Origin of the sequence: Streptomyces sp. SUK 48, from assembly GCF_009650765.1 — a bacterium.
Classification (GTDB): Bacteria; Actinomycetota; Actinomycetes; order Streptomycetales; family Streptomycetaceae; genus Streptomyces.
Window position 1 is genome coordinate 897250 of sequence record NZ_CP045740.1, and the last position, 25596, is coordinate 922845.

The 25596-nt window shown below is 70.0% G+C and carries 19 protein-coding genes and 1 pseudogene; 8 read left to right on the top strand and 12 right to left on the bottom strand.

All coding sequences use genetic code 11. From position 1 onward, the window contains the following. Positions 1-514: 514 nt before the first annotated feature. On the top strand, positions 515-3703 hold the full coding sequence (locus GHR20_RS03925) for a hypothetical protein (RefSeq protein WP_153812234.1): 3189 nt from the start codon (positions 515-517) through the stop codon (positions 3701-3703). A 157-nt stretch (positions 3704-3860) separates the two neighbouring features. On the opposite strand, the gene GHR20_RS03930 is transcribed toward GHR20_RS03925, so the two are convergent. From GHR20_RS03930 to GHR20_RS03965, 8 genes are all read right to left on the bottom strand, one after another. Beyond that, positions 3861-4208 (bottom strand): hypothetical protein, encoded by a 348-nt coding sequence (locus GHR20_RS03930; RefSeq protein ID WP_153812235.1) that lies wholly within the window; start codon positions 4206-4208, stop codon positions 3861-3863. Positions 4209-4542: 334 nt separating this feature from the next. Continuing rightward, positions 4543-7602, bottom strand: coding sequence for a DUF3883 domain-containing protein (locus tag GHR20_RS03935; protein WP_153812236.1), 3060 nt, complete (start codon positions 7600-7602; stop codon positions 4543-4545). Positions 7603-7663: 61 nt separating this feature from the next. Further along, entirely contained in the window at positions 7664-9481 is a 1818-nt protein-coding gene (locus tag GHR20_RS03940) for an ATP-binding protein (RefSeq protein ID WP_194858800.1), read from the bottom strand. 334 nt (positions 9482-9815) lie between these two features. Further along, positions 9816-10529: a restriction endonuclease gene (locus tag GHR20_RS03945; RefSeq protein WP_153812238.1), complete on the bottom strand. Its 714-nt coding sequence runs from the start codon at positions 10527-10529 to the stop codon at positions 9816-9818. 43 nt (positions 10530-10572) lie between these two features. Continuing rightward, positions 10573-11247, bottom strand: coding sequence for a restriction endonuclease (locus GHR20_RS03950; RefSeq protein ID WP_153812239.1), 675 nt, complete (start codon positions 11245-11247; stop codon positions 10573-10575). Further along, the gene (locus GHR20_RS03955; RefSeq protein WP_153812240.1) at positions 11247-11459 is read right to left on the bottom strand and encodes a hypothetical protein; all 213 of its coding nucleotides are present in this window, start codon (positions 11457-11459) and stop codon (positions 11247-11249) included. Before GHR20_RS03955 ends, GHR20_RS03950 begins: the two co-directional genes overlap by 1 nt. A gap of 837 nt (positions 11460-12296) precedes the next feature. After that, positions 12297-13433, bottom strand: coding sequence for a site-specific integrase (locus GHR20_RS03960; RefSeq protein WP_243877922.1), 1137 nt, complete (start codon positions 13431-13433; stop codon positions 12297-12299). Between the two features lie 488 nt (positions 13434-13921). Next, positions 13922-14512 (bottom strand): crosslink repair DNA glycosylase YcaQ family protein, encoded by a 591-nt coding sequence (locus GHR20_RS03965; RefSeq protein ID WP_243878286.1) that lies wholly within the window; start codon positions 14510-14512, stop codon positions 13922-13924. Positions 14513-14849: 337 nt separating this feature from the next. On the opposite strand from GHR20_RS03965, the gene GHR20_RS03970 reads away from it, so the two are divergent. Further along, entirely contained in the window at positions 14850-15773 is a 924-nt protein-coding gene (locus GHR20_RS03970) for a TIGR03564 family F420-dependent LLM class oxidoreductase (protein ID WP_153812241.1), read from the top strand. An 89-nt stretch (positions 15774-15862) separates the two neighbouring features. After that, positions 15863-16699 (top strand): DUF1684 domain-containing protein, encoded by an 837-nt coding sequence (locus tag GHR20_RS03975; protein ID WP_153812242.1) that lies wholly within the window; start codon positions 15863-15865, stop codon positions 16697-16699. 61 nt (positions 16700-16760) lie between these two features. Here the strand turns inward: GHR20_RS03975 and GHR20_RS03980 are convergent, their stop codons facing one another. The 4 genes from GHR20_RS03980 to GHR20_RS03995 all read right to left on the bottom strand — a co-directional run bounded on the left by GHR20_RS03980 (position 16761) and on the right by GHR20_RS03995 (position 22517). After that, the gene (locus GHR20_RS03980) at positions 16761-18440 is read right to left on the bottom strand and encodes an ABC transporter family substrate-binding protein (RefSeq protein WP_194858801.1); all 1680 of its coding nucleotides are present in this window, start codon (positions 18438-18440) and stop codon (positions 16761-16763) included. Between the two features lie 75 nt (positions 18441-18515). Further along, positions 18516-20600 (bottom strand): ABC transporter ATP-binding protein, encoded by a 2085-nt coding sequence (locus tag GHR20_RS03985; RefSeq protein WP_153812243.1) that lies wholly within the window; start codon positions 20598-20600, stop codon positions 18516-18518. Beyond that, on the bottom strand, positions 20597-21532 hold the full coding sequence (locus GHR20_RS03990; RefSeq protein ID WP_243877923.1) for an ABC transporter permease: 936 nt from the start codon (positions 21530-21532) through the stop codon (positions 20597-20599). Before GHR20_RS03990 ends, GHR20_RS03985 begins: the two co-directional genes overlap by 4 nt. 1 nt (position 21533) lies before the next feature. Continuing rightward, positions 21534-22517, bottom strand: coding sequence for an ABC transporter permease (locus tag GHR20_RS03995; RefSeq protein WP_153812244.1), 984 nt, complete (start codon positions 22515-22517; stop codon positions 21534-21536). Positions 22518-22937: 420 nt separating this feature from the next. On the opposite strand from GHR20_RS03995, the pseudogene GHR20_RS04000 reads away from it, so the two are divergent. The 5 genes and pseudogenes from GHR20_RS04000 (at position 22938) to GHR20_RS04020 (ending at position 25587) form a co-directional block, all read left to right on the top strand. After that, positions 22938-23583 (top strand): annotated as a pseudogene (locus GHR20_RS04000) (SDR family oxidoreductase). A gap of 143 nt (positions 23584-23726) precedes the next feature. Beyond that, positions 23727-24017, top strand: coding sequence for a hypothetical protein (locus tag GHR20_RS04005; RefSeq protein ID WP_111584943.1), 291 nt, complete (start codon positions 23727-23729; stop codon positions 24015-24017). Positions 24018-24078: 61 nt separating this feature from the next. Continuing rightward, on the top strand, positions 24079-24321 hold the full coding sequence (locus tag GHR20_RS04010; RefSeq protein ID WP_275549806.1) for a helix-turn-helix domain-containing protein: 243 nt from the start codon (positions 24079-24081) through the stop codon (positions 24319-24321). Positions 24322-24428: 107 nt separating this feature from the next. After that, on the top strand, positions 24429-24674 hold the full coding sequence (locus GHR20_RS04015) for a DUF5133 domain-containing protein (RefSeq protein ID WP_153812246.1): 246 nt from the start codon (positions 24429-24431) through the stop codon (positions 24672-24674). Between the two features lie 85 nt (positions 24675-24759). Next, positions 24760-25587 carry a restriction endonuclease gene (locus GHR20_RS04020; protein WP_194858802.1) on the top strand — a complete coding sequence of 276 codons (828 nt, stop codon included), beginning with the start codon at positions 24760-24762 and terminating at the stop codon, positions 25585-25587. Positions 25588-25596 lie beyond the last annotated feature (9 nt).

A 25596-nucleotide genomic window follows, 5' to 3' on the forward strand; every position in this document is an offset into this window, starting at 1 on the left:
GGCGAGCGAAGCCTACGCGTTGACTCTGTCAATGTACTCAGGCTCAGGGTGCACGAGAGCCGTGCCCAGCAGCGAGCCGCACGCACCGCTGTCATCCCCGACGCCATGCCCGCTCCAAAGCATCTGCCACAGCGGAAGGGCAGATGTCTGGATTCGGTGGACTTTCCGCCTGGAGAGCTAAGTGTATGGATCCCCGGCTACTCCGCCACCAAGCTGCTCGTGGCCTGGCGCTCCGGGGGCTCACGGAATCCTCGTGCGGTTCGTTCCGGCCGTGCGCACGCTGACCGCGCCGAAGGCATGACCAGGTCCCCGGCTTCGGCTCGATGAACTGCACACCACACCTGACGCATCGTCCGACGCGACAGATAATCTCATCGGGTGGCCCAAGATGCCGCTGTACCCGCGAAACGTGTGTGGCTGCGCAGGCACCAGGGGTGCTCCGGGGCGCGGTATCCGCGCCGGGTGTGTGCCTCCTTGGGTGGATGGGTGCTGACTGATTTCGGAGGAACTGCTGGTGGCGCAGATCGACTTCCGTCTCGTCCAGACGGCGGTCATGGGAGGCCGGGATTCGGACCAGCCGGTCATCCTGCCCGAGGAGCCGCACAATCTGGATGAGTTCCGCCGCCAGTTCGGCAAGGACGACTTCTGGTGCGGGACGCTGCTCGGTGGCTGCGGCGAGCGGCTGATGACCAAGCGCTACGAAACGAAGGTCTGTCACTTCTCCCATTTCCCGGACCGCGACGGAAGCCGGGCGGCTTGTCATCGCACGGCCAACGGCGTCGACAGCGCCGATCACCTGTTCGTCAAGGCGCACGTGACGCAGTGGCTGGCGGGCCAGGGGCACGCGGCGCAGGCCGAGTTGTGCAGCCTCGGGCACGGCCCCGGGGATGCCGTGGACTTCGTGCTGCGTGCCACGAATCAACGCCTGCGCTTCGAGCTGCGGCCCAGCGACTACCGCAGCTGGCGTGGAACGGCGGACAGCCTGGCCGCCAAGGAAGGGCATATCGAGTGGGTCTTCGGGCTGGAGAGCGCCATCACCCGGGATATGACGGCCCGCTACGGCTATGCCCTGCGGGTGCGGTGCGAAACCGACGGCAACAGCCGCCGGGTTCTGATCGGCACCGTCACCGAGAACCGCCCCGTCGCCTGGTCTCCGCTCGAGCAGTGCCGGATGAACGGCGACGGCCTCATCACCCCCGACCTCGACGAACTGCGTAACCGCGGGCTGATCCGCGAGGGAGCCGCGCGCCACGACGCCGTGGCCGGCAGCCTGCCGCTGCGCGGCGCCGAGATCGTCTTCGCGATCGACGGCGAGGCCCGGCCGGACACCGACTCGCCCCTCGTGGAGGGCGGCCGGTATCTGATATCCGGCTTCATCAAACCGGCCGGGCACCGGATCCTCAAGGCCCAGCTCTCCTTGCCCCACGACACACCCCACCCCACCGAGCAGTACGTGTACCGGCTGGCGGGCGCGGTGCGCCTGCTGGTCACCGAAGCCGACCGGCCGGGTGAGAACACCCGCTGGGCCGTGCGCGCGGACAGCCTCATCCAGCTCAAGGGCCTGGACGCGGAACGTACCGGCCTGTGGCGTCCCCCCGTCGCCCTGGACGAGCCCCTGCCCGCACCGATGCCCGCCACGCGGCCCGCCCCGGCCCCCACCATTCCGGTGCAGTCCCAGAGCAGCCGCACCGCCACACTGTTGCGGCGGGCTCTCGAAGACGTGGCGCGGGAGGGGGCCACCACCACGTGGAAACAGCTGGCCGAGCGGGTCGGCCTGGATCTCGCGCACCTGCCCGATCCCAAGCGCCGGGACCTTCTCGTGGAGGTCGACAAGCCGCGAGATCGGAACCGGTCGCTGTTGTGCGTCCTGGTCCGCGCGCCCTCCGGCCGTCCTCTGTCCTATCTCGCCACCGTGCTGCGCCTGCTCCAAGTCCCCGCCCCAGCCTCGGAGTCCGCGCTGTACCGGTGGAGCGACGAGCAGATCCGCGCTGCGCATACGGCGTACGGCCACCGTACGCCTCCCCTACCGGCATCGGCTGCCATTGCGGAGGCGCCCCGCCCCGCGGAAGCGCGGGCCGCCCAGGAACAACTGACCCTCCTCAATGCCCAGTTGGCCGTGGGCCGTACCACGTTGCCCCACGCCACCGGCCGTCGTGCCGCCCGCCTGGCCACCACGGTCAAGGACGGCGAACAGCACCAACGGCTCTACGAGACTGTCCTGCAACGCAGGCAGGAGCTGCGAGCGTGGCAACGCGAGGGCGAGCGGCTCCTGGATGACCTCGACCGCCTCATCGGCCGCCCTCTGCCGGCGTCTGCTCACCCGAAGAGGAGCACGCCCACCGTCCCGCCCGCCGCCGCGAAGAGCCCCGTCTCGCCGGGGAAGGACCAGCGCTCGTTCCAGGCGCAGGCGACAGCAGACATCGCCCGTCTGAGGCAGCTGTTCAAGCAGGCCCGTGATGCCGACGACCTGAACGAGGCCAGACGGATCCGCAAGGAGGTCTCACGGATCGCCACGGATCGCCTGTCCGGTGAGCCACGGCAGAACCTCCTACTGCTCCGCACCGACCTGCAGACCTGGATCAACAGCCGTGAACCAGCAGCCGCCCACGCTGCGCTGCGTACCTTGTTCGCCGACCTTGCGACGGCCGACCCGGCCCCCACGCCTCTCGCCCTGCGCAGCGCCCTGGCCCACTCGAAGATTCTCAAACGACGCTGCCCCGGCCCCCTGCCGCACGACCTCAACACGGCGCTCGCCCGCCTGGAAGCCCAGGTCAACGGCGAATCGGTGACTCCAGACGACGGAGCCCCCCTGTCGGCGACCCACCCGTCACCCAGCGGCGCGCCACCTTCCGAGTCTGCCGCTTTCGCAGAAGCCCGAGCGGAGTTCGCCTGGCTCGTGAAGGAAATCCGTGCCGCGCAGGAAGTCGGCGACCTGGCTGCGGTCCAGACCGCGCGCCACTTGGCCGGACCCATCTACGGCCGGCGTCTGTCGCCCGAAGACCGGGCCACCTACACGCCGTTGATGCGTGAGGTGAAGGCGTGGTGCCAGGAACAGGATCCGAACACGGACCCGATCCTGCGCCGTATCCGTCAAGTCCTCGCCGAACTCGGCCGTGCCGGCAACTGCCTAGCCACCGAGCAACTCGCCGCATTCCTCGACGAGATCAGCTCGCTGCGCCGTCAGTTGGACCGGCGCCTACCGGTGCTCGAAGAGGTTCAGGTCAAGCGGTGGAAGCGCCAGCTCAAGGCCCGCACCTCGAGCGCGCCGCGTCGTGCCGCACCGCGCGCGGCGGACCCGGTCAAGGCCATCCCCGGTCCCAAGGCCACCGCACCGTCTCCCCCGGACCGTCTGCCGATCGAGACCATCGACAAGCTGGCCGCCATCGCCCGGGACGTCCTCAAGGACGCGGCGCGCAGCGGCGGCTCACTTCTGACGTGGGGTGACCTGCGGCTGCGGATGGCGGGCGGGCTGCCGCACCTGCACCCGGACGACCAAGGTGAACTCCTGGTCGCCGTCGACCGGGAGACACCGGTCGGTGAACCGCTGCTGTCCACACTCGTCGCGAGCTCGGACGCCTCGTTGCACTGGCTCTACCGCCACGTCCGCTTCAGCCTCGACCTCGAACGCATACCCGAACCTGACCTTCCCGCCCACTGGGCCACCGAAGTCCTGCGCCTGCGCCAAACCTGGCGCCACCGCTGACCTGCCGCATCAGTGAACGGCGTCCGGGCCCAGCCGGCCCGCCGTTCAGCTCGGTCGCGGACATCCGCCGGCCCCGGCTCGCCGCACTGGTACGCCACGACTGCACGCGGCTACGGGTAAACACCGAGCTCGTAGTGGGACACCCCGGCGTACACGGTCACGATGCGTCGTCGTGCATCTCGCCCCAGGGGCGCTCCAGGAGTGAGATGTCCAGGAAGATGCCGGAGCGGCCCTCGCAGCAGTCGAAATGGTCCTGCCACGCTGTCACGTCCGCTTCGGTGCTTGGGTTGGGCTGGAAGAACCAGCGCTCCTCCGCGTCATGGATGGCGCGGATGCCGCGGTGGGCCTCGGTCCGGGACGCTGTCTTCGCCCGTTTCCGCAGTCCCTGGGCGCCCGCCAACGTGGTGAGGTCCAGACGCGCCGCACGAGATGCGCCGCCGCCGACCACATGACGGACGGCATACAGCGTGTCCACCGTCTTCGCGGCCAGCACGCCGACGTCCACCACGTCGCCGTAGGTCCGCAGGCATCGGTAGTCGCCGTCGAAGAGGTTGTGGCCGACCCTCGCCGTCCCGGCCTTGGCGGAACGTGTGTAGAGCGAGCGACGGCCCGGATTGGGAGAGCACGCCCGGCCGGCTGAAGGCACTGTTCTTGTGCGGGAAGGTCACCGGGCCACACGCGCACCCCAAGGATCCGCGGCTCGAGCCGGCCAGGAAGGAAGGCCCTGCACTGCGAGGTGTTCGAGGAACTCGGCGGCAAAGTAGACCGAAGGCGGGCATGCCTGGATGGAGCGGGCCACGTCCGTCGTCCCACGGCCAGCCGGGCGCGAAATTGTTGATTCAGCCAAGGTTGAATCGGAGCCTCAGCTGGGTGCTGACCAGTTCGTAGCCTGCGAGGTCGGGGGCGCCGAATGGGTTAGGCAGGACGGTGATGTTGCGGCGGTCGCGGTCGAGGACGTGAGAGACGTACACGATAAAGTACGTCTCGTCCGGCTTCAGGCGAGAAGCGCGTCGAACCTCGGATTCGCCGAGGATGATCTCGCCGCTGTCGCCGGTGGATGCCTTGACCTCGTAGAGGTAGGTCGCGTCGCCGTCGTGGATGAGGAAGTCGTAGCCGAGTCGGTCGTCCCCCGGCTGCGCGCCGGCGAGCCCGTGGACTCGCAGGCCGGACTTCCATGAGTCCTGTGGTTCGACCCCGAACTGCTCTTGCAGCCACGCGGCCACCGCCGCCTCTCCCGCAAGGCCCACAGCCAATGTCCGGTCTTGGTCACTCGCGGGGACCTGGTACGAACCGCTGTGCGACCTTGCACCGGACGACGAGGAGGTGCGTGGCCGCGGAATGCGGGGCGCGAGCGCCGTGGCGGACGTGGCCGAGGTGGCCCGCTGCTTAGGCGTGAGGTCTGCGGCCACCTCGCGGGCGAGCGCCGCCAGGTCGTCGGGCCGGGCCGACACGAGCCTGCCGTTCAGCATTACATGGGGGCCGGGTGCGGACCCACCGGGTCCGCACCCGCCCGTGGCTCCGCCGGTGCTCCCCGCGGGCTCCAGGGGACGTGTCGCGGCCAGTCCGAGGTCTGCGCGCCGGTCCGATAGAGGCATGTCTTGGGGCCAGTGGCCGCGGGCCCTAAGCCAGGCGATCAATGCCTTCACGGACAGGACTTCGAAGTCCAGCAGGCCGTCGTCGTCCAGTTCCCGCAGGACGTCCTGGGCGGGGGGCAGCACCGTGGGGCGACTTGCGGGATAGAGGCGCTCCCATTCCTCGATTAGTTGCCGCAGCCGTGGTACCTGCTTGTGCACCGCTGTGCTAGATGCCTCGCGTACCTCGGCCCGCGGCCTCAGCGGGCGTGACGTCGACGAGGGTGCTGGAAGCTGTTTCAACAGCCAGGCGTCCGCGTGGCCTTGGAGGAGTTCGTCGGAGAGATGCCATTGCGTCGTGTGCCAGGCCGGGTCCGGCGCGAGTAGGGAGACGTCGCGCAGCTTCACATACCCGGCCAGGGACCGTCCAGACCGGTGGACGTCTCTATAAGCGTCCCTGATCCGCTCGGCGAGCGCGGGACGGTTCCGCTGAAGCCATGCCGCGAAATGCCGTTCATGCCGGTCCCTGTTGTCGATCTCCGGGAGGCCCAGGGAGCGCCATGCGCGGTTGGCGTCGGCCAGGGGCACGGATATGGCGCTCAGTTGCCGTTCCCGGTCGTCGTCCTCCAGCAAACGCATGAGCTGTTCCGCGCTCGGTGCGCCGATCCGGTCGGTGAGCCAGGTGAGGAGGGCGGCGCGGTCGGAGAAGTCGTCGGCGCGTTGCCGCAGTTGTTCCGCGAGGTCGAGATCGAGGCAGGCGAGGAGGGGGACTAGCCGGGCGCTGCCGGAACGCTGTGACGCCCGCTCGGCGAGGACGGCGTGCAGTTGGTGCGGCCGCAGGTCCAGGACGTCCGTGAGATCCTCCTCCGGGACATGGTCGGTCTTCAGGCCGCGTTCCTCCAGTTTGGTTAGCGCCTTCCATAGCGAATCTGCGAGGTAGGGTGCGCCGATGAGGGCAGCCACGGCGGGGGCGGCGGTGCGGAGCACTCGCCAGCCGGTACGCGGCTCGCTGTGCACGACGACCACACGGGGCCGGTCTGGGTGCGGGTGCAGCAGGGCTCGGTCCGCTCCGTGCTCGGTGAGGCGGTGGCCGGCGATCCAGAGGACGGCCTCGTCGGCCACGGTCACGTCGCAGCGATGCAGTAGGCCGGCCACGTCTGCCGCGGCTACGGACTCCGGACGGGACGCTCGTTCCTCGTCGAACTCCACCAGGGCCGCGATCAGGGTGAGCAGCCAGGATCCTGCGTACTCCGTCAACGGCACGTGCGGTGCGTCACGGACGGGCAATCCGTCGGCCTGGATGTCGTGCGCGGCCTCGCCGCACCGCTGGACGTCGAACGTTGTCCTCCGTTGGAGGAAGACGTGGACTCGGCCTCCCAGTGCCCTGTCCCGTACCGGGATCACGGGCACGGGGACCCGGTCCAGAAGGGCTCGGTTCTGGGCCCCGTCAGGATCCGGGACGAAGACCGTCTCGTCCGATTCTGCCGGGTCCAGCGAGGCGAGGGCGCCAGCGCGGGTCACCAGCAGCCGGCGGGGCGCCGCAGGCTGCCCGCCGTCGGCGGTGCGCGTCCCGCCCTCCGCCGGCAGCAGCTGCGCCCACGCCTTTTCGTACTCCCGTCCGATCTCGTGCGCGAGTCTTCCTTCCCTGAGGTGGACGTTGGCCTGCACCAGGTCCGGCAGGTGGCGGAGCCGGTCGAGCGCGGTGCCGGGATCGTCCCAGGAGCGGATGCCGAGCAGGCCGAGCCGTGCCACGAGCTTGGCGGACCGCCTGCTGCGCAAGGAAGCCGGCACCACGCCGAGGAACTGGGGCGGGGGCTGCGTGCCGTGCCACCACCAGGCCCTGCCGGCGGTAGCGAACACGGTCCCCTCCGAGGTGGCCCTTAGGGCGGCCGTCTGCGGGATCCACGGTGCGTGGGTGAGGAAGGCGGACAGCGGAGTGGGCCAGGGGGTCCCGGTGGGATCGCTGTGGCGTACGAATTGCATCTCCAGCGCGGAGTCGGCCCAGGCGAAGGCGAGGCCGTGCATGATGAGCTCCGCGTAGAGTCTGCGGTCCTCCGCGGAGAAGGCGGCGTAGTCGTCCTGACCGGGCAGCATGGCCGCGGCACGGGAGCGTGAGTGGTACTCCACGCTGATGTAGCCGACCCTACGCCGGTTCCGCCAGCGCTCGGCGCTCGTCCGCCACTGCGGCAGCAGATCCGGCCGGTCCGGGGCCCAGAAACGGGAGGGCCGGTTGAGGGCGTCTCCCCTGACACTGGTGCGGAGGCAGGCCAGGCGTACGCCGTTGTCCTCGCTGTCCGCGCTCAGTGCGGCTGCGACGAACGCGAGCACCCGGTCGGCGCCGTAGTCGTGGACGAGGTTCGCGGTCCTGAGCCACTTGCGGCCCTGGGCTCTAACGCTTGCGGCCCTTGCCGGACCAGGCGATGCCCTCGTGCACGAAGTGCAGGCGGTCGGACAGGCCGTCGGGCAGGGTCGGCAGGGAGCCGCCCTGCGGAGTGTCGCGGTCGAAGAAGACGCCATCCGCGCCGGCCGGTGCCGTCGTCGCCCTGGAAGTAATGACGATCCGCTTGCCGGTCAGGGCCGAGCCGTCGGGGAACGCCTGGGAGAGGTCGTAGTAGAAGTCCGCCCACCATCCGGGATCAAAGGTGTCACGTACGGCGGCCCCGGCGAGCCCTTCCGCCCAGGTCGCGAGGCGCTCTGTGGGGGGTTCGAGGCGCGTGCCCGTGCTCCTGGCCAGGGACGCCAGCCGCCGCAACCGAATGGGGTGCAGACGCGGATCGAGGAGATCCATAACCCCCGTGGCGGCGACGGCGTGCGGGGTGAAGATCGAGGAGCCGTCCTTCCCTTCCCACAGAAGGGCACGGTGCAGGGAGGTGCGAGCCCCTGGTGTCGTTCCGATCACCGGGATGAACGGCACGTGGGCGATGCCATTGTCTAGCCGTTGGAAGGCAGACGTCAGCCGTGCCAGTGCCTTGGGCTGCCAGCACATCAGGTCGACGAGCGTGCCGGGCGGAATCGGTGCCCGCCTGTCCGCCGCTGCGAGCACCGCGCGGGCGCACACCTCAGCCACTGTGTCGAGCAGCAGGCCGTTCCACGGCACCGCCTCGTTGAACGAACGACGGTTCATCTCCGCGAAGAACGGAGCGTGGACATAGCCGCGGACGGGTGCCGGGATCTGCTCGCCCATCGGCAGGAAGGCGTAGAGCCGCCCGTCCCGTAGGGGATCGGCGACCGGTACGGCGACGCGTACCTCGGCCTTCTTCTCCCAGGCCATCCAGTCGCGTCGCATCCCGCTCTTCTCGATCGACGCGGCGAGCGCCTCCCGGGCGCGGTCCGGGTCGGCCTTCCCGCAGACGACGATCAGACGCATCCGCCGACGCAAGGTGATCTGCTGCACCTTCAGGCCACGGGCGTGGTGCAGCACCTCCACCTGACGGTCGTACGTCCTGCGCCGGGTCTCCCCCGCGGCCCGCCACTCCAGCCGGACACGTTCCAGCCGGTCGAGGAACAGCTCGAACGGGGCCTTGTCGTCCATGAGTTCCCGCACCTGCGCCCTGGCGGCCGAGCGCGCGTCGGCCGACTTCAGCGGCAGACGGATGACGGTGACAAAGCCCCGGCGCGCGAAGCCTTGGACGGTCTTCGGCGGCTCCTCCAGGAAGACCGGCACCTTCAGCGTGAGCAGGTTCTCCTTCAAGTAGTCGGCGAAACCCTCGCGTTCGGGCGCCACCTCCCGGGCGAGCGCGTCGTAGTCGTCGAGCCGGGCGAACCGGAAGGTGAACCCGTCGAGGAGCCGGGACCCCTCCCTGGCCACGCTGTAGACCTCGGGCGCGTCGCACAGGTGCAGCACGCTCTTGAAACCGACGCCCTTGTGGCCGATCCCGGCGTCGGCACGCTTGCTGGAAAGGGCGATGCTGCACAGGTCCTTGAAGTTCTTGCCGCCGAACGGCTTACCGCAATTGGCCACATAAAGGGTGCCGTGCTCACCCTCGTCCTCGTCCAACCGGATCTCAATGCGTCCGTCGGTGGCTCTGGCCGGGTGCGCGTCGTGCGCGTTCTGCAACAACTCGATGAGCACCCGACCCTCGTACTCGGGCGCGATGATCGTCTCGGTCACGGCCTTGGCCTCACGGGCCGCGTCACGGCCGTCGTCCCAGTCCCGCAGACAGCCGCGCACCTCGACCAGCGCCTTCTCGTGCACACGCCTGCGCACAACGGCCGACCGGCGCTGCCGCGCACGCTCCGCCGACGGTCGCCAGCCCCCCGCTGCCATACCGTTGCTCCCCACCCCGTGCGCCTCCCGCCCCACTCTGCCGGTGATCCTACTGAGCGCGAAGGAGCCCTGAAGGGCGTTTGACACCGGCGGCCCTGTGGCTCCGTAGCATGCCCGTTTGATCAAAGCGCTCGTACGCTGCAAGCCGGGTAGCGGGCAAGCCGATCCCGACGCGGGCCCATTGGGTAGGGCCTTCCGGACTGATCCCGAGAAGGGACCGCCGACGGATAGGCGGGAGTCTCCCGGGACTGACCCTGCTGCGTGTGCGCTGGCGTCAGTGTGTCGTGCTTTGGATGCCGAGGACGTCGTAGAGATGCTCGCCGTGGGCCCATCGTTTCAATTCCGGGCGGCCCATGAGGATGAGCTGGTGATGCTGGGCGAAGTCGATCGCCGGCTGCGTGAAGCCGTTGAGCGCGATCATGATCGGGAGGTCGGCTCCGTGGTGCGGGCGGGCTGTCCCGTTGAACTTCTGCACGTGGCCTGACCCGACTGGGCTCTGATACTGCTTGCACTGCACGATCAGGAGGCGGTCTTCGTCATCGCGGGCAGTGATGTCCACGCCGAGGTCACCGGCGCCCCCGACCCGCTTCGGACGCCGGAATCCGTCACGGGCCAGGAGATCAGTGCACGCCTGCTCGAAACCCGTCGCGCTCATCGACGAAAGCTGCTTCATCTTGAAGGTCAGCGCGTCCGCTTCGATCGCATCGCCAGAGGGAGCCGCGAACGTGTCGTCCGCGTTGGCGTAGGTGTTGGCGCCGAACAGGAACGACAGGATTCTGCCGAGCAGGAGCAGCATGGGCAGTCCGCCGACCACGAAGAGCCCGGTCCACCACGGGTGATCGACTATCAGCCCCCACAAATCTACGGTGATCCACTGGCCGACGTCCTCAGTGAGCCACTCCCAGAGTATCTTGCCGACGGCCAGGGCGATGACCGCATACAGCAGGAACTTCAGCAGCGGGTCGAGCGACCCGTCCTCATCGAACACCACACCTCCAGACGTCTTGGGCAGCGATCACGATCTTTGCCAGTCATGCCGCACGCCTGAATCGGCTCGGGCGGGAGCGCGCAGACAATCCGAGGAGCTCGTGCAGAGCGGCACCGTCCTCGGCCCAGCGCCGTAGCTTCTCCCGGTCGATCCAGTGGACGCCGTGCCGGTCGCCCCACGCCATGGCATCGCGGGTGAAGGCTCCGTTGGTGACGACGACAGCGTGATCGCCTCTGTGGACCGGCCCGGCCGTCCCCTTCACCGCGTACATCACAGCTGAGCCCACCTTCCCGCCGACGCGGGTGTGCTTGGCCTGCACCACGATCCGGCCGCGCTGCGGATGGTCACCGATGACGTCCGCGGCCTGGTCGCCGCCGCCACCCACTCTGCGGGCCGGCCAGCCGTCGCGGACCAGCAGATCCCGCAGGGCGTACTCGAAGCGACGGTCGCCCATGGCGTCGAACTCCGCGAGCGTGATCCGCAGAGTGGCCAGCCGCTCCCTCTCCCGACGCCGCATCGTGTTCGCCTGCCTGATCCGCCACGCCGCGCCTGCCCCCGTGAGCAGGGCGAGAGCCAGCAGGGCAGGCCAAGCCGCCTTCAGCGCGCCGACCGCTGTGGCCGCCGTCCGCGCCACCAGGACGAGCACAGCCAGGGCGACGACAGCCGCTGCGACCAGTTCCGCGGCACCGCGAGGACGTCGCAGACGAATCCGTCCCATCAGCGGTCGGCCGTCGCGCTGGCCGCCGGCTTCGGATCCGCCGGCGATGTGGTGGCGATCGACTCACTGAACCCGAACACCTGCCCCCACAGCCACACGCCAGCCAGTAAGCCGGCGATCATCCAACCGCTCATGCGCTTGGCGCTCCTGGGCTTCGGATTACGGCGGATGTGTCCGCGTACCCGGTGGAACCCGTTCGGCACCTTGGACATGTTTCCCCCTCCCGTCGGTGGGCCGCGGAGCGCGGCTCATCCCAACAAAAGGGTGTAGCAGTGGGCACTGACAGCAACTGATGGGTCATCACGGCGCTACGCCACGGTCGAGTCGCCATCAGGCCAGGAGGGGCCACACCGTCAGGCCAATCACGGAGCAGCGAGCCTGAGGCAGCTCAGCTGGGCGAACGCCCTTCTCAGTTCCCAAGCGGTTCATCATGGCTCTTTTCTGCCAGCCCTAACGCGGCGCGTGACCTGGCGTCTCTCACCTGCGCAAACTCCCCGGTCGCGCCAAGCAAAGCTCTGCCGACGAATGGCGAAAAGCAGTGGAAGCGCACTCACAGCCATAATGCGCCGGAGCCGCCCCATCGAACCGTGATTCTGCGACCATGACCCGGGAGCGTCACAGGATCGGGAGGCACTGGTAGGCACTGATCAACCCACCGCCGCGCCACCTCGGCCAACGAGCCCCCACGGGACGAATTCTCAACGCAGTGTCGTCGCGTCCCTGCGAGGACAGCGCCAGGGTTGTAGGGCCGGGCCGAAGAAATCGCCGCTGTCCTCCGCCAGCGCCAGATCCAGCCTTGGTGCAGCCCGATCAGGACAGTCTTCTGCGGCCCGTCGTCGCCTCTCGAACCAGTGCCGAGGCCGTCATCGTCGTACAAGCGCGACATGCGAGAGCGCTCATCACCACGCACCTTCGAACCAAGATCCGGACCATACCCGGACAGCCGTCCGCAGCTTGTGACGATCGGCGCTGTTTTCGCTGGTCAAACTGCATCGGAGCTGTGTGCCACCAGCAGACGAAGAACCTGCTGTCCCGAGGAGCCGGCGGAATCAGGCTGCTTCCCAGAGGCCGGCGTCCAGGATACGCGCCGCCTTCGTGATGCTCCCGGGCATCAAATGCCGGTAGGTCCGATACGTCTCCTCGATGGACTTGTGGCCCATCCATTCCGCCACGTCGGTGATCGGTATCCCGTTCCCGAGCGCGTTCGAGGCGAAATAGTGCCGGAAGCTGTACATGCCCGCACCGTCCTGCGCGGGGAGTGCCTTGAAGAGCTTCTGCACACGTCGGCGTTCCATCGGCTCGGTGTAGTAGCCGCTGGGACCACGCAGGAGGTAGCCGTCCTTCGTGGTGCCATGCTTCTCCTCGTAGCGCTCCATCGCTTCTCGCACCGAGCGCGGCAGAGGAACCTCTCGGAACTCCCCCGCCTTGCGGTGCTTCAGCTTCGCCGGCTTGTGCGTGTTCGAGTGGATCTGCTCGTGAACCCGGTAGACGTCGTCCGCCACGACATTGTTGATGTTCACCGCGCGGGCTTCCCCGTTTCGCAGGCCGCAACCCACCATCATGACGATCTCGAGGGCGAGGATGTGATCCGCGACAGTCAGCGCTCTCTTCACATAGTCGAGGGAGGGAATGACCACCTTCTCCCGAACGTACTCCGGCTCCTGGACCCCCTTCAGAGGGTCGTCTGCCATGGCACCCTTGCCATAGGCATCCCGCAGGATGGCCTTGAGGACACGGAATATGTTCACCTGGTTTCCGCGCCCGACCCCGTCGGTCTCCAACTCATCCAGGAAACGCTCGACCACGATCGGCGTGACCGAGTTCAGCTTCCTTGATCCGAGACGGGGGATGATGTGCACGTTGATGGAGCTGTCGACGTGCCAGCCCGTGGAGTACTCGGTCATCCTCCGCTGCCGGGGCCGCCACTGCTTCGCGTATTCCGCGACCGTCTGGTGACCGAGTTCCCGGCGGGCCTCGGCAACGGACGGCGCCGTTTTCTTTTTCTCCGCATAGATCTGCGTAAGGCGCTCGATCGCGTCGTCCTGCGTGCCGAAACCCGCCTCTTCACGCTGCCTACCGAGAGCGTCCCTGAACCGAATCGTGTATGGGTGCGAGCAACGGGTCGGCCTGGAACAACCGCACTCCTTGAAGAACGACCCCATCCCACGAGCGAGCTGTCGAGCCACGTATCAAGCCTTCCGAGCAGGGCGCCGGGCGGCACAGCAGGCCCTTGCCACGAGTGCAGGTCAGCAAGCCGGACACCACCCGGCCCGATGCTGACCTTTTGCTGACCTGGAGGCCGCGATCAGGGCTCTGACCTGCGGAAACACCCAAACGCTAGATCTTGGACTTGAACATGGTTCGCAGCACTTTGGACTCCTGGAAGACGGCTCCCCGCCTGCTTTCTGCAGGTCAGGGGCGCCGATCACGATACATCGGCATGTCCTCGCCCCGAAGGGTTTCCCGGGCAATTCCAGCCGGGGCCGGCGGCGCGAGGCCCCACCGCGCTCTCGGCTCCCTGGTGTCACCCCGCCAGCTCGTCCTCCAGCCACGTACGCCCCGCGTGCGGGCGCTCGGTCTGACGTCGCCCAGGGGGGCGGCGAGGCGTTCCGCCTCCGCGCGCACCGCCGCCTCGGCGTCCGCGCCGACGTCCTCCAGGAAGCGGCACACGATCTCACCCGCCGCTGTCCTGGGCCCAGCCGCCGACGATGCGGCCGTCCCACCACAGCGAGGGGCCGATGTTCCCGGCCCGGTCGAAGAGGCGCGGGCCGTGGTCGCCGAGGAACCAGTCGCGTTCGTGCCGGCCCATGGGGGTGGAGTCGAGCGCCGGCAGGAGCGCGGCCCACGGCTCCGGCGGCTCGGTCTCCTCCAGGTCGTCGGGCAGGAGCAGGCCCGTCGTGCCGCCGCCGAGATCGACCTCGACGGGCTTGAGTGCCGTCAGCACGCGCTTGACCTGTGTCGTGGTCCACCCTGCCCACCACCGCAGGTCGTCCGCCGTGGCCGGACCGTAGGCGCGCAGCCGGCGCCGGGCCAGCTCTTCCTCCGCTTCGTGGGTGTCCAGTTCGGCGAGGCCGCCGGGTGACCAGTCGGGCAGCGGGGCCCAGCGGCACTGGTGCGAGGTCCAGGAGCCGCGCGGCCGGCCCCGCACCACGCGGCCCTCGGCGGCGAGCAGAAGCAGCAGTCTGCTCGCGACCTTCTGCGTGCCCTCGTAGCGCTGCGGGCGCGTTCCACGTCCGGCACCGAACCGCCGTTCGTCCGCGCCCAGACGGCGAGGTACACGGAGGACGGGTCGGTGCTGTGCGGCGCGACGAGGTCACCCGCCACCTCGACCGGGCCCTTCGCGCGGGCGGCGACCGCCGACCGGTGCCGTGGGCCGAACCGGGTCCGTCGTTCCGCCACGTCGATCCCCCGCATGTCCGTCACTCCTCCGTGTCGTGGTCGGCCCCGCCCGGCTACGAGAGGGAAAGCGTAGGGGCGTACCGGTCCGGGAGGATCGACTCGGCCGGGCGGCCGGGCAGGAGCCGCCCCCGTACACACACCTGACAAGAAGCTGTCACACACGATCCGGAATGCGCGTCCGCCGGTAGCCCGTTTTCAGTGGCATGACTGTGGGAGTAGCACTCAACGCGCAGGGCGCGCCCAACGAGGTCGACGCCACCGTTCAGCTGGCCAAGGAGGCGGCGGACGCCGGGCTGCGGTCCGCCTGGTTCGGGCAGACCTTCGGCGCGGATTCGCCGCAGCTCGCCGCGATCGTGGGGCGGGCGGTGCCCGGGCTACAGGTGGGCACCTCCGCGATTCCCGTTTTCGGCCGGCATCCGCTGATCGTCTCCAGCCAGGCCCTGACCGCTCAGGCCGCGACGCACGGCCGGTACCACCTCGGTCTGGCCGTGGGCACCAAGTTGCTGACGGAGACCGGGTTCGGACTGCCCTTCGAGCGGCCCATCGCCCGGCTGCGTGAATTCCTCACCGCGCTGCGGCAGTTGACCCGGACCGGCACGGCCGATTTCCACGGCGAGCTGCTCACCGCGACGACTCCGGTCCCGGCGCGGGTGGCGGGTGCCGAGGACGGCGTTCCCCTGCTGGTCGCCGCGATGGGGCCGCAGGCGCTGCGGGTCAGCGGTGAGCTGGCGGACGGAATCCTGCCGTACCTGGCGGGGCCGCGTGCGCTGGCGGAGCACATCGTCCCGGCCGTGACCGCCGCCGCGCGGGCCGCGGGGCGTCCCGCGCCCAGGGTCGTGGCCCTGGTTCCCGGCGTGGTCACGGACGACGTGGACGCGGTGCGCGCGAAGCTGGCCGAGAGCCTCGCGTTCTACGAGCGGATCCCGTCCTACGCCCGGGCGATCGAGCTCTCCGGCGGCCGGCGGGCCGTCGACCTGGCCGTGATCGGCGACGAGCACGCGGTCGCGGCCGAGGTACGGCGCTACCGCGACGCCGGCGCGACCGAGGTCGTGTTCAGCGCCACCGAGATCGCGGGGGACGCCCAGCGCCGTCGTACCTGGGCCCTCCTCGGCGAACTGGCCGGATGAACGACCGGCCGACCCGATGACCAAACGACCCGATAACCGGATGACCGGATGGCAGACGCTCCGCGTTCGCGGGTACCAAGGAGAGACTCATGACCACTGAGGGCATCACGGCAGACCCCCGGGCCTTCGCCGACGAATGGCAGCGCTGGTACCGCGCCCACGAGGCCACGCTCGCCGATCCGCACGGGTTCCTGGCCATCACCGGCCTGCACTGGCTGGACGAGCGGCCGGAGCGCTTCCCCGACGCGCCCGGCGCCTGGCACAGCGGCCGGGACGGGGTGGTCGTACTCCTGGACGAGGGGGACGAGTTGGTCGTCGAGGGCACGCCGGTGCGGGGCGAGCATCGTTTCGGGGTGCTCGCCGAGCGTGGCGGCGTCGACGCGGTCTGGGGGGACGCCGTCATCGAGGTCGCCAGGCGGGGCGGCCATGACATCGTGCGCCCCCGGCACCCGGACGCACCGCTGCGCGCCGCCTTCGCCGGAACACCCGCCTACTCCCCCGACCCGCGCTGGGCCGTGACGGGCCGGTACGTCCCCTTCGACGCGCCGCGGCCGACCACCGTGGGCGCGGCCGTCGAGGGCCTTGAGCATGTGTACGACGCTCCGGGCCGGATCGCGTTCGCGCTGGACGGACGTGAGCTGTCCCTGACGGCCTTCCCCGGGCACGGGGGCGGTCGGCTGATGCTGCTGTTCACCGACGCGACGTCCGGGGTGACCACCTACGCGGCCAACCGGGTCCTGAACGTCGGGCCGCCCGCCGCCGACGGCACGGTCCTCCTGGACTTCAACCGCGCGGCGAACCTGCCGTGCGCCTACACCGACCTGGCCACCTGCCCGCTGCCACCGGCCGAGAACCGGCTGCCGGTGGCGATCGAGGCGGGGCTGAAGATCCCCGCGAGCGCGGTGGATCGTAGAAGCGGATCGTGAAAGGCCGCTCCGCCGGAGAGCGGAGCGGCCCGGGCGCTCTACGGCGCCGTCCCGCGCGTGCTCACTTCGCCCAGCCCACCGTCTCCGGGAGCGGGTTGTAGAAGATGGTCGCGCCGACGTTGGCGAGGCCCTTCTTGACGCCGTAGGTGGAGGGGCCGCTGAACAGCGGGAGGAAGGCGTACTGCCGCAGCGCGTCGCGCTCGGCCTTGTTGGCCGCGGCGGCCTGCTCGCCGAGGTCGGCGATCCTGGTCGTGGCGCGGATCTCCTTGTCGAGCGCCGGTGTCCCCGCACCGGTGAGGTTGGAGCTGCGGTCGGAGCAGTAGAAGTCGCACAGGTAGCGGGCGCCGAACGGGTCCATCGAGCGGTTTCCCGACAGGAACAGATCGAATGTGCGGTCGCTGAGGATCTTGGAGAAGTCCGACTCGTCGGCCTTCCTGATGTCGAGGCGGATGCCCACCGGCTTCAGCATCGCCGCGAAGGCGCCCGCGGTCGCCTTGTCCAGCGGGTCGTCACCGAGGAGTGTGTAGCCCACCTCGAGCTTCTTGCCGTCCTTGACCCGTACGCCGTCGCTCCCGGGCTTCCAGCCCGCCGCGTCGAGCGCCTTCTTGGCGTCGTCCGGGGCGTATTCGAGCACTGCCGAGACGTTGTCCTGGTAGCCCTTCTGGAAGCTGTAGAGGATGGCGGAACCGGGCAGCGGCTCCTTGTAGTCCAGGCCCTGGAACTGGATCTTCGCGATCTGGCCGCGGTCGACGCTCTCCTCGATGGCCTTGCGCACGGCGGGGTCGGCGAGGACGGGCGACTTGGTGTTCAGGTAGAGCGAGTACTCGAAGGGGCTGCCGCCGCTGCGGATCTCGGTGCCCGGGAGCCCCTTGATCTGCTTGAGGCTCTCGGCGTTGACGGCGGAGACGTTGTCCACCTGCCCGTTCTTGAAGGCGTTGACGGCCGCGGTCGACTCCAGGTTGACGTAGACGCGCTTGTCGAGCTTGCCCTTCTTGCCCCACCACTTCGGGTTGCGGACGAAGGTGATGTCGCCCGAGTGGGTGTCCCAGGTGCCGACCGTGTACGGCCCGGCGCCCCACTCCGGGTGCGCCTTCTTGACGTACGCGTTGTTGAAGTTCCCGACCGTCGCGGCCTTGGGGTGCAGGAAGGTGGTGAACAGGCTGGACCAGGAGGGGTAGACGCCCTTGAAGGTGATCACGGCCTGCTTGGCGTTCTCGCCCTTCTCGACCGAGGTGATCCGGTCGTAGCCGTCCGTGGAGGAGGCGGCGTACGCCTTGTCGGAACCGTTGTCGGCCTTCCAGGTGGCCTCGATCGCCCTCCAGTCGATGGGGGTGCCGTCGTTGAAGACGGCCTTGGGGTTGATGGTGAGCGTGACCTTCTGGTCGCCGCCCGCCACGGAGACCTTCACATCGCTGAAGTAGTCCGGGTTGTACTGCACTTCGCCGGTCGGCGAGTAGGTGATCGCGTCGGCGTTGTACCAGGACCAGACGCGGGACGCCGTCAGCGTGGCATTGACGTTGAAGGGATTGCCCTGGTCGTCGAAGGTGCCGACCGAGGTGTACGTGCCGCCGTCCTTGATCCGGTCGTACGGCGTGGGGTCGTAGTCGGCGACGGACGACGCGGCCTTGGGGGCGGCCTTCCCGTCCGAGCCGGCCGAGCCCGTCCCCGAGGACTGGCACGCGGTGGCGGTGCCGGCGATGGCGGCGATCAGGGCGACGGGCAGGGCCAGTCTGGTGCGCATGGCGGAGGGTTCCTTCGAAAGATCGGGAGATGGCGGAGATCGGTGGGACCGGCGCGGGACGGCGGCGGCCGGGGCTCAGACGCCGTGGCAGGCGTACTGGTGGCCGGGCGGCCCGGACGCGGAGACCGTCGCGGGGCGCTCGGTACGGCAGCGGTGCCGCAGTTCCTCGTCGGCGAGCCGGTACAGCGGGCAGCGGTCGACGAAGACGCACCCCTCGGGCAGGCGCGCGGCGCTGGGCTGCTCGCCCTCCAGTACGACGCGTTCGCGGGCGCGTTCCCGCTCCGGGTCGGGTACCGGGATCGCCGACAGCAGGGCCCGGGTGTAGGGGTGCTTCGGGTCGGAGAAGATCGTCTCGGTGTCCCCGGTCTCCACGATGTGGCCCAGGTACATCACGGCGATGCGATCGGAGATGTACCGGATCACGGCCAGATCGTGGGCGACCACGAGGTAGGCGAGGCCGAGTTCCCGTTTGAGCCGGGCCAGCAGGTTGATCACCCCGGCCTGTACCGAGACGTCCAGCGCGGACAGCGGCTCGTCGAGCGCGAGCAGCTTCGGTTCCGTCGCCAGCGCGCGGGCGATGCCGACCCGTTGGCGCTGGCCGCCGGAGAGCGCGGCCGGGAAGCGGTCGCCCACCGAGGCGTCGAGGCCCACCAGGGCGAGCAGTTCGCGGACGCGGGCGCGGATCGACTCGCGGTCGCGGCCGATCGCCCGCAGCGGTTCGGCCAGCAGGTGGAAGACGGGCAGCCGGGGGTCCAGCGCCCCGAGGGGGTCCTGCATGACGATCTGTACGTCCTGCCGCAGCTCGCGTGTCCGCGCGCCGGACGTGAGCGTGCCGACGTCGACGCCGGCGATCTCGATCCGGCCGCCCTCGGGCCGGGTGAGCCGCAGGATCTCCATCAGTGTCGTGGTCTTGCCGCTGCCGGACTCGCCCACCAGGCCGAGCGTCTCGCCGGCGCGCAGTTCGAAGCCGACCCCGTTGACGGCGCGCAGCGTGCCGACCCGGCGCTTGAGGAGGGCGCCCTTGGTGACCGGGAACGTCTTGACGAGGTCCGTCACCCGGAGCACCACCTCGCCGGCCCCGGCGGGGCGCGCGGGCACCGGCGGCCCCGCGGGCGCGGCGTCACCGGCGGGGTCCAGGGAGCCGCCGGCGATCTCGTCGGCGCGCAGGCAGGCCACGTCCCCGTGTCCCGTGACATGGCGCAGCGCGGGTTCGGCGGTGCGGCACGCGTCGAGGGCGACGGCGCACCGGGGTGCGAAGGGGCAGCCGTCGGGGAGGTCCACGAGGGCGGGCGGTTCGCCGCCGATCGGGATCAGGGGGCGCCGGTTTCCGCCGTCCACGGTCGGTACGGCGGCCAGCAGCCGGGCGGTGTAGGGCATCGTCGGCCGGCGGAAGAGTTCCCCGACGCCCGCGTGCTCCACGAAGCGGCCCGCGTACATCACCGCGACGTCGTCGGCGTGGCCCGCCACGACGCCGAGGTCGTGGGTGATCAGGACGAGTCCGGCGCCGGTCTCCCGCTGCGCCAGCCGCAGCACGTCGAGGATCTGGGCCTGCACGGTGACGTCGAGGGCGGTGGTGGGTTCGTCGGCCACGAGCACGGACGGCCGGTTGGCGATGGCCATGGCGATGACCACGCGCTGGCGCATACCGCCGGAGAACTCGTGCGGGAAGGCGGTGGCCCGGCCGCGCGGGTCGGGGATGCCCACGAGGTCGAGCAGTTCCACGGCTTGTTCCCAGGCGTCCCGCTTGGTCAGGTCCTGGTGGACCCGCAGGGCGTCGGAGAGCAGCCTGCCCACCGAGAAGATCGGGGTGAGGGCGGACAGGGGGTCCTGGAAGACCATGCCGATGGAGTTGCCGCGGATCTTCGACAGGGCCCGGTCGTCGAGGCCGATCAGGTCCTGTCCGCCGAGCAGCACCTGGCCGCGCAGGCGGGCGGTGGGCGGCAGCAGCCCCATGACGCCCATCGCGGTGGCGGACTTGCCCGAGCCGGATTCGCCGACGATGCACAGGGTCCGGCCGGGCAGCAGGTCGAAGTCCACCCCGCGCACCGCCTCGACGGTGCCCGCCTCGGAGGGGAAGGAGATCCGCAGGTCCCGTACGGACAGGACGGGGTCCGGGCCGAGGGCCGGCGCCGGGGTGGGCAGGGGGGTCGCGAGGGTCATCGTCGGCCTCCCGCCGAGGTCACCGACGTGGGGTCGAGGGCGTCGCGCAGGCCGTCGCCGATGAGGGTCATCGAGACGGTGAGCAGCACGACCAGTGCGGCGGGGAAGGCGAAGAGCCAGGGGGCGCTGGTGATGGTGCTCGCGCCGTCCGCGAGCATCGTGCCGAGCGACACGTCCGGGGGCTGGACGCCGAAGCCCAGGAACGAGAGGGCGGTTTCGCTGAGCACGGTGGCCACGACGCCGAGCGTCAGATTGACGATCAGCAGGGAGCCGAGGTTGGGGATGATGTGGCGCAGGATGATCCGCAGCGGTCCGACGCCCATGAACTCGGCCGCCTTCACGTAGTCCCGTTCGCGCAGTGAGGTCGAGACGGACCAGATGACCCGTGCGGTGGACATCCAGCCGAAGACGGTCAGCACGATGATCAGGACCCGCCAGTCGCCGGCCAGCCGGTGGGAGACCAGGGCGAGGATGAGGAACGAGGGCACGATCAGGAGGAAGTGGATGACGCCGAGGGTCACCCGCTCCACGCGGCCGCCGAAGTAGGCGGCGCCGGAACCGATGAGGGCGGCCAGGACGATGGTCAGGGCCGACACGCTCACCGCGATCGTCAGGGAGCGCTGGAGCCCGTGCACGGCGCAGGCGTAGATGTCGTTGCCGCCCTGGTTGGTGCCGAACCAGTGCGATCCGCTCGGGGGCTGGGTGAGCGCGGTGAAGTCGGTGTCGGTGTACGCGTGGGAGGTGAGCCGGCCGCCGAAGGCCGCGAACAGCACCAGCAGGACGAGGATGACCACTCCGGCGACGGCAAGGCGGTTGCGCAGGAAGCGCCGCAGATAGAGCCGGCCGAGGCCGAGGTCGGCCTGCTTGCGCGCGCCGGCGGCCGGTTCGGGGTTCAGCTCCGCGGGCGGGTGGGCGGGTACGTCGAGGGTCATGTCAGCTCACCCGCACCCGCGGGTCGAGGAACACGGTCGCGATGTCCGCGAGGATCGCGCCGATCGCGGTGAGCGCCGCGGCGAAGGCGGCCGTCGCGACCGCGCCGTGTACGTCGTTCTTGCCGATGGTCTGGATGAAGTAGCGGCCCATGCCGTTCCAGCCGAAGATCGTCTCCGTGATGACGGCACCGGTGAAGACGGCCGGGACGCTGAACGCCACGGAGGTCGCCGTCGGGATGAGCGCGGCCCGCAGGGCGTGCCGGCGGATGGCCTGGGCGCGGGTGAGCCCGGTGGCCTGCGCGGTGCGCACGAAGTCGGCGTTCAGGGTGTCGAGCAGCAGTGAACGCTGCGTCAGGTGGTAGCCGACGTAGCCCATCAGGGTGAGGGTCAGGGTCGGCAGGATCAGGTGCAGGAGCCGGTCGGCGAGGGTGGGGAACAGCCCTTCGACGCCTGGGGAGTTCTCCCCGGCGACGTAGAGGAAGTGCAGCCCGGCGTGCTGGTTGAGCCAGATGGCGACGAAGACCACCGCGAGGGCGGCCACGGACGTCGGGATGTTGAACACCACGATGGACACCGCCTGCGACACCCGGTCGGCCCAGCCGTACTGCCGGGCGGCGGTGTAGACGCCGAGCGCGACACCGACCACCACGGACAGCACGGTCGCGATGACGACCAACTCCGCGCTGACCAGGGCCCGGTAGCCCATCTCGCCGTTGACGGAGACGCCGGTCGGGGACTTGCCCCAGTCGAAGTGCAGGACCACCGAGGTCAGCCAGTCCCACCAGCGGTGCACCAACGGCACCCGGGGGTCCAGGTTGTAGGGCGCGAGGGCCCGGTCGATCTGCGCCTCGCTGCGGACGGGCCGCAGCTCCTTGAAGTTCGACCGCGGGTCCAGGAACCAACTGGCCAGAAAATAGGTGGCGTTGGTGGCCACCACGATCATCAGCAGCCAGCCGGCCGCCTTGCGCATCACATAGCGCACCATGTGCGGCACCTCCTCGCCACACGCGGGACGCGTACGTCGGGAGTACCGGGGAGACAGGGCGAAGGCATGCGCGATGACGCTTTCTGGGGGGACGGACGGGCTGCATGGATATGCACACGTCAGCTTGGTCCCGTGCGTCACCCCTGCACCAGGTCTTTACCAGCCGTGCCATGAAGCCGACATGTTGCCGTTGCGTTCGGCGGGCAACACGCGACAATTTGACGCGGTTGTACGGTACGGCCCTCGATCAGCCGGGGAAGGCTCGGTTCAGCAGCCGGAGTCGGCGATGACGAAGCAGCCCGTGGGCGCGGACCCGGTCGCCGTCGCGGTGACCGGCGCCGAGGAGGAGGCGGCGCATGGTGGCGGCGCCCATTCGGGGGTGAGCGAATATGCCGGTGATCCACCGGTGCGGCCAGCGGGATCGGCCGGCCCTGTGCGGAGGGCTTCGCCGCGGCCGGTGCCGAGGTCTGTGTGGTGGACCGGGCCGCCGAGGCCGCCACGGAGGTGGACGGGGCGATCGGCGGCATCGCCGTCGTGGCCGATCTCTCCGAGGCGGCGGCCGTCGACGCGCTGCCGGACGACGCGGACATCGTGGTCAACGACGCGGGGCTGCAACACGTCGCGCCCGTCCACGAGTTCCCCCCGGACCGCTTCACGCTGATCCAACGGGTCATGGTGGAGGCGCCGTTCCGCATCCTGCGCCGGACCCTGCCCCATATATACGCGGGGGCGTGGGGCCGGGTGGTCAACATCTCCTCGGTGCACGGCCTGCGGGCCAGCGCCTACAAATCGGCGTACGTCACGGCGAAGCACGCGCTGGAGGGGCTGAGCAAGGTGGTCGCCCTGGAGGGCGCCGCGCACGGGGTGACCAGCAACTGCCTCAACCCGGGGTACGTCCGCACGCCTCTGGTGGAGAGGCAGATCGCCGACCAGGCGCGCGCCCACGGCCAAGCGGCTGATCGAGCCGGTGGAGGTCGCCGAGGCGGCGCTGTGGCTGTGCGGCGAAGGCGGCGCCTGCCTGACCGGTGCCTCGATCCCCCTGGACGGCGGCTGGACCGCGCGCTGACGTCCGTCAACGGCTCCGCTCCCTTCACCAGTTCAAGCCATCGACCTGCCGGGACCGTGGAAAACGCACTTCCGGGGGTATCCGCAGCCGGTACCGGGACGCGGCACCGACCGCGCTCCCTCCGGTGAGAGGAGACATGGCGCATGGCCACCGACGCGAACTCCGCGAGGATCACGGGGAAGGTCCAGGGCCGGGACATCACCCTGGAAGGGGGCTTGTCGAAGGACGAGATCAGGAGCCGGGTGTGGTGGTGGCGGACGTCCGGCTCCGGGACCGCCGGGGAACGGGACGGCCACGGCCACGAGTACGACGAGTCCCAGGCGGACGTGATCGCCACCCTGGGCGGCTACTACAGAGTCGGCGGCGATCCCCGCACGCATGAGGCCGAGGAACTGGTGGAGTTGGTGTACACCGAGCTGAACCCGTCCGACTGAACCGCCCCGTCGCCGCCACCGGGCCCGGGTGCATGGGCCGCGGCGGCGCGGGCAATCGGTGATCACGTCTCGACGCAGCGAGAAGGAGATCACCGTGAACAAGGGACAGTGGATCACAGGCGGCGCACGCCAGGAACTGGCCGACGCCTTCGCCGGGGAGTACCGGGAGGGACGGTCGATCCGCGCCATCGCCGAGGCGCACGGCCGGTCGTACGGCTTCGTGCACCGTCTGCTCGGCGAGGCGGGCGTGCCGCTGCGGGCCCGGGGCGGCGATGTGCGGGCGGGACGCCACGCGACGCGATGACGTGCGGAAAGTCGTGGGAGCGTGGCATGCGGTGACACGGCGGGGGCAGACGGGATGCGGGGGGAAGTGGCCCCCCTCTCCGCCCTCAGGCCAGGAAGGACTCCGCCGTGTCGCTGCCCGCCGAGAAGGAAGTGCGCGCGCTGCTCGCCCGGTTCGCCGAGGCCCGCTTCCGCCATGATCTCCAGCCCACCGGCCGTTCCAGCCGCGAGCTCGAGGACACCTCCTGCGCGCTGCGCGTGATGACCGGCACCCGGACGGTGGACGAGGCACTCGCCGCGGCCGACGCGCTCCTCGAACGGCACCGGGCGAACCGCCGCGCGGCCGCCGTCAGGACCCGGGTCCTGGCCGCCTGAACCAGCCCGAGAGCCGCGGAAACCGACGGCGCTCTCGGGCATCCGTATGTCCTCGATCTTCGTTTCCTGCCCGAAAGAGAGCCAGATGACCATACCGGTGCGCCCGCTGCGTCCTGTGCGCCGAGACCGGCGGTTCGATCTGCGGACGACCACCTGGTTCTTCGTCCTGCTCGCGCTCGTCCTGTGCCTGCTGGCGCTGGTGGTGCGCCTCGCGGCACACGTCGTCGAGCAACGTCCGCTGTGGGCCGCCGTCCTGGCCCTGCTCGCCGTCTCCGGGGTCCTGCTCTGGCGGCCCGGACGGGGGCGGCTGTCCGCCAGGAGGTGTGCCCGGCGAGCCGCCCGCGCGCTGGAGGCGGGAGCCGAGGCGGCGTCCGACAGCCTCCACCTCACACCGGTGGTCGAGACCGCCGTACCGGACGCCGGGGGATGTCTCCCCACGGCGGTGCTGCCGGACACGATCGCCGCGCCCGACGGGGACGGCGAGGAGCCCACGATTCTCCTCGACTCCCATGACGCGTATGCCGAGTTGGACCCCTACGGGTTCGAGCAGGCCATAGCCGAGCTGTGCGTCCGGGAGGGGTGCGGCGAGGTCGAGGTGGTGGGCGGCGCCGGCGATCTGGGCGCGGATGTCCTCGCGGTCACGGCGGAGGGGCTGCGCGTGGTCATCCAGTGCAAGCAGTACGGCGACACCAACAAGGTGGGCTCGCAGGACATGCAGCGCTTCGGCGGCACCTGCTTCACCATCCACGAGGCCGACGTCGCCGCGCTCGTCACCACCAGCGAGTTCACCGCGCCCGCGCTCGACTACGCGCGGCAGTGCGGCATAGTGTGCGTGGACGGGGTGGAACTGGAGGCGTGGCGCCGGGGAACGGGTATGAGCCCCTGGGATCCGCGTCGGCCGGACGTGAGTTGACGCCGTCTC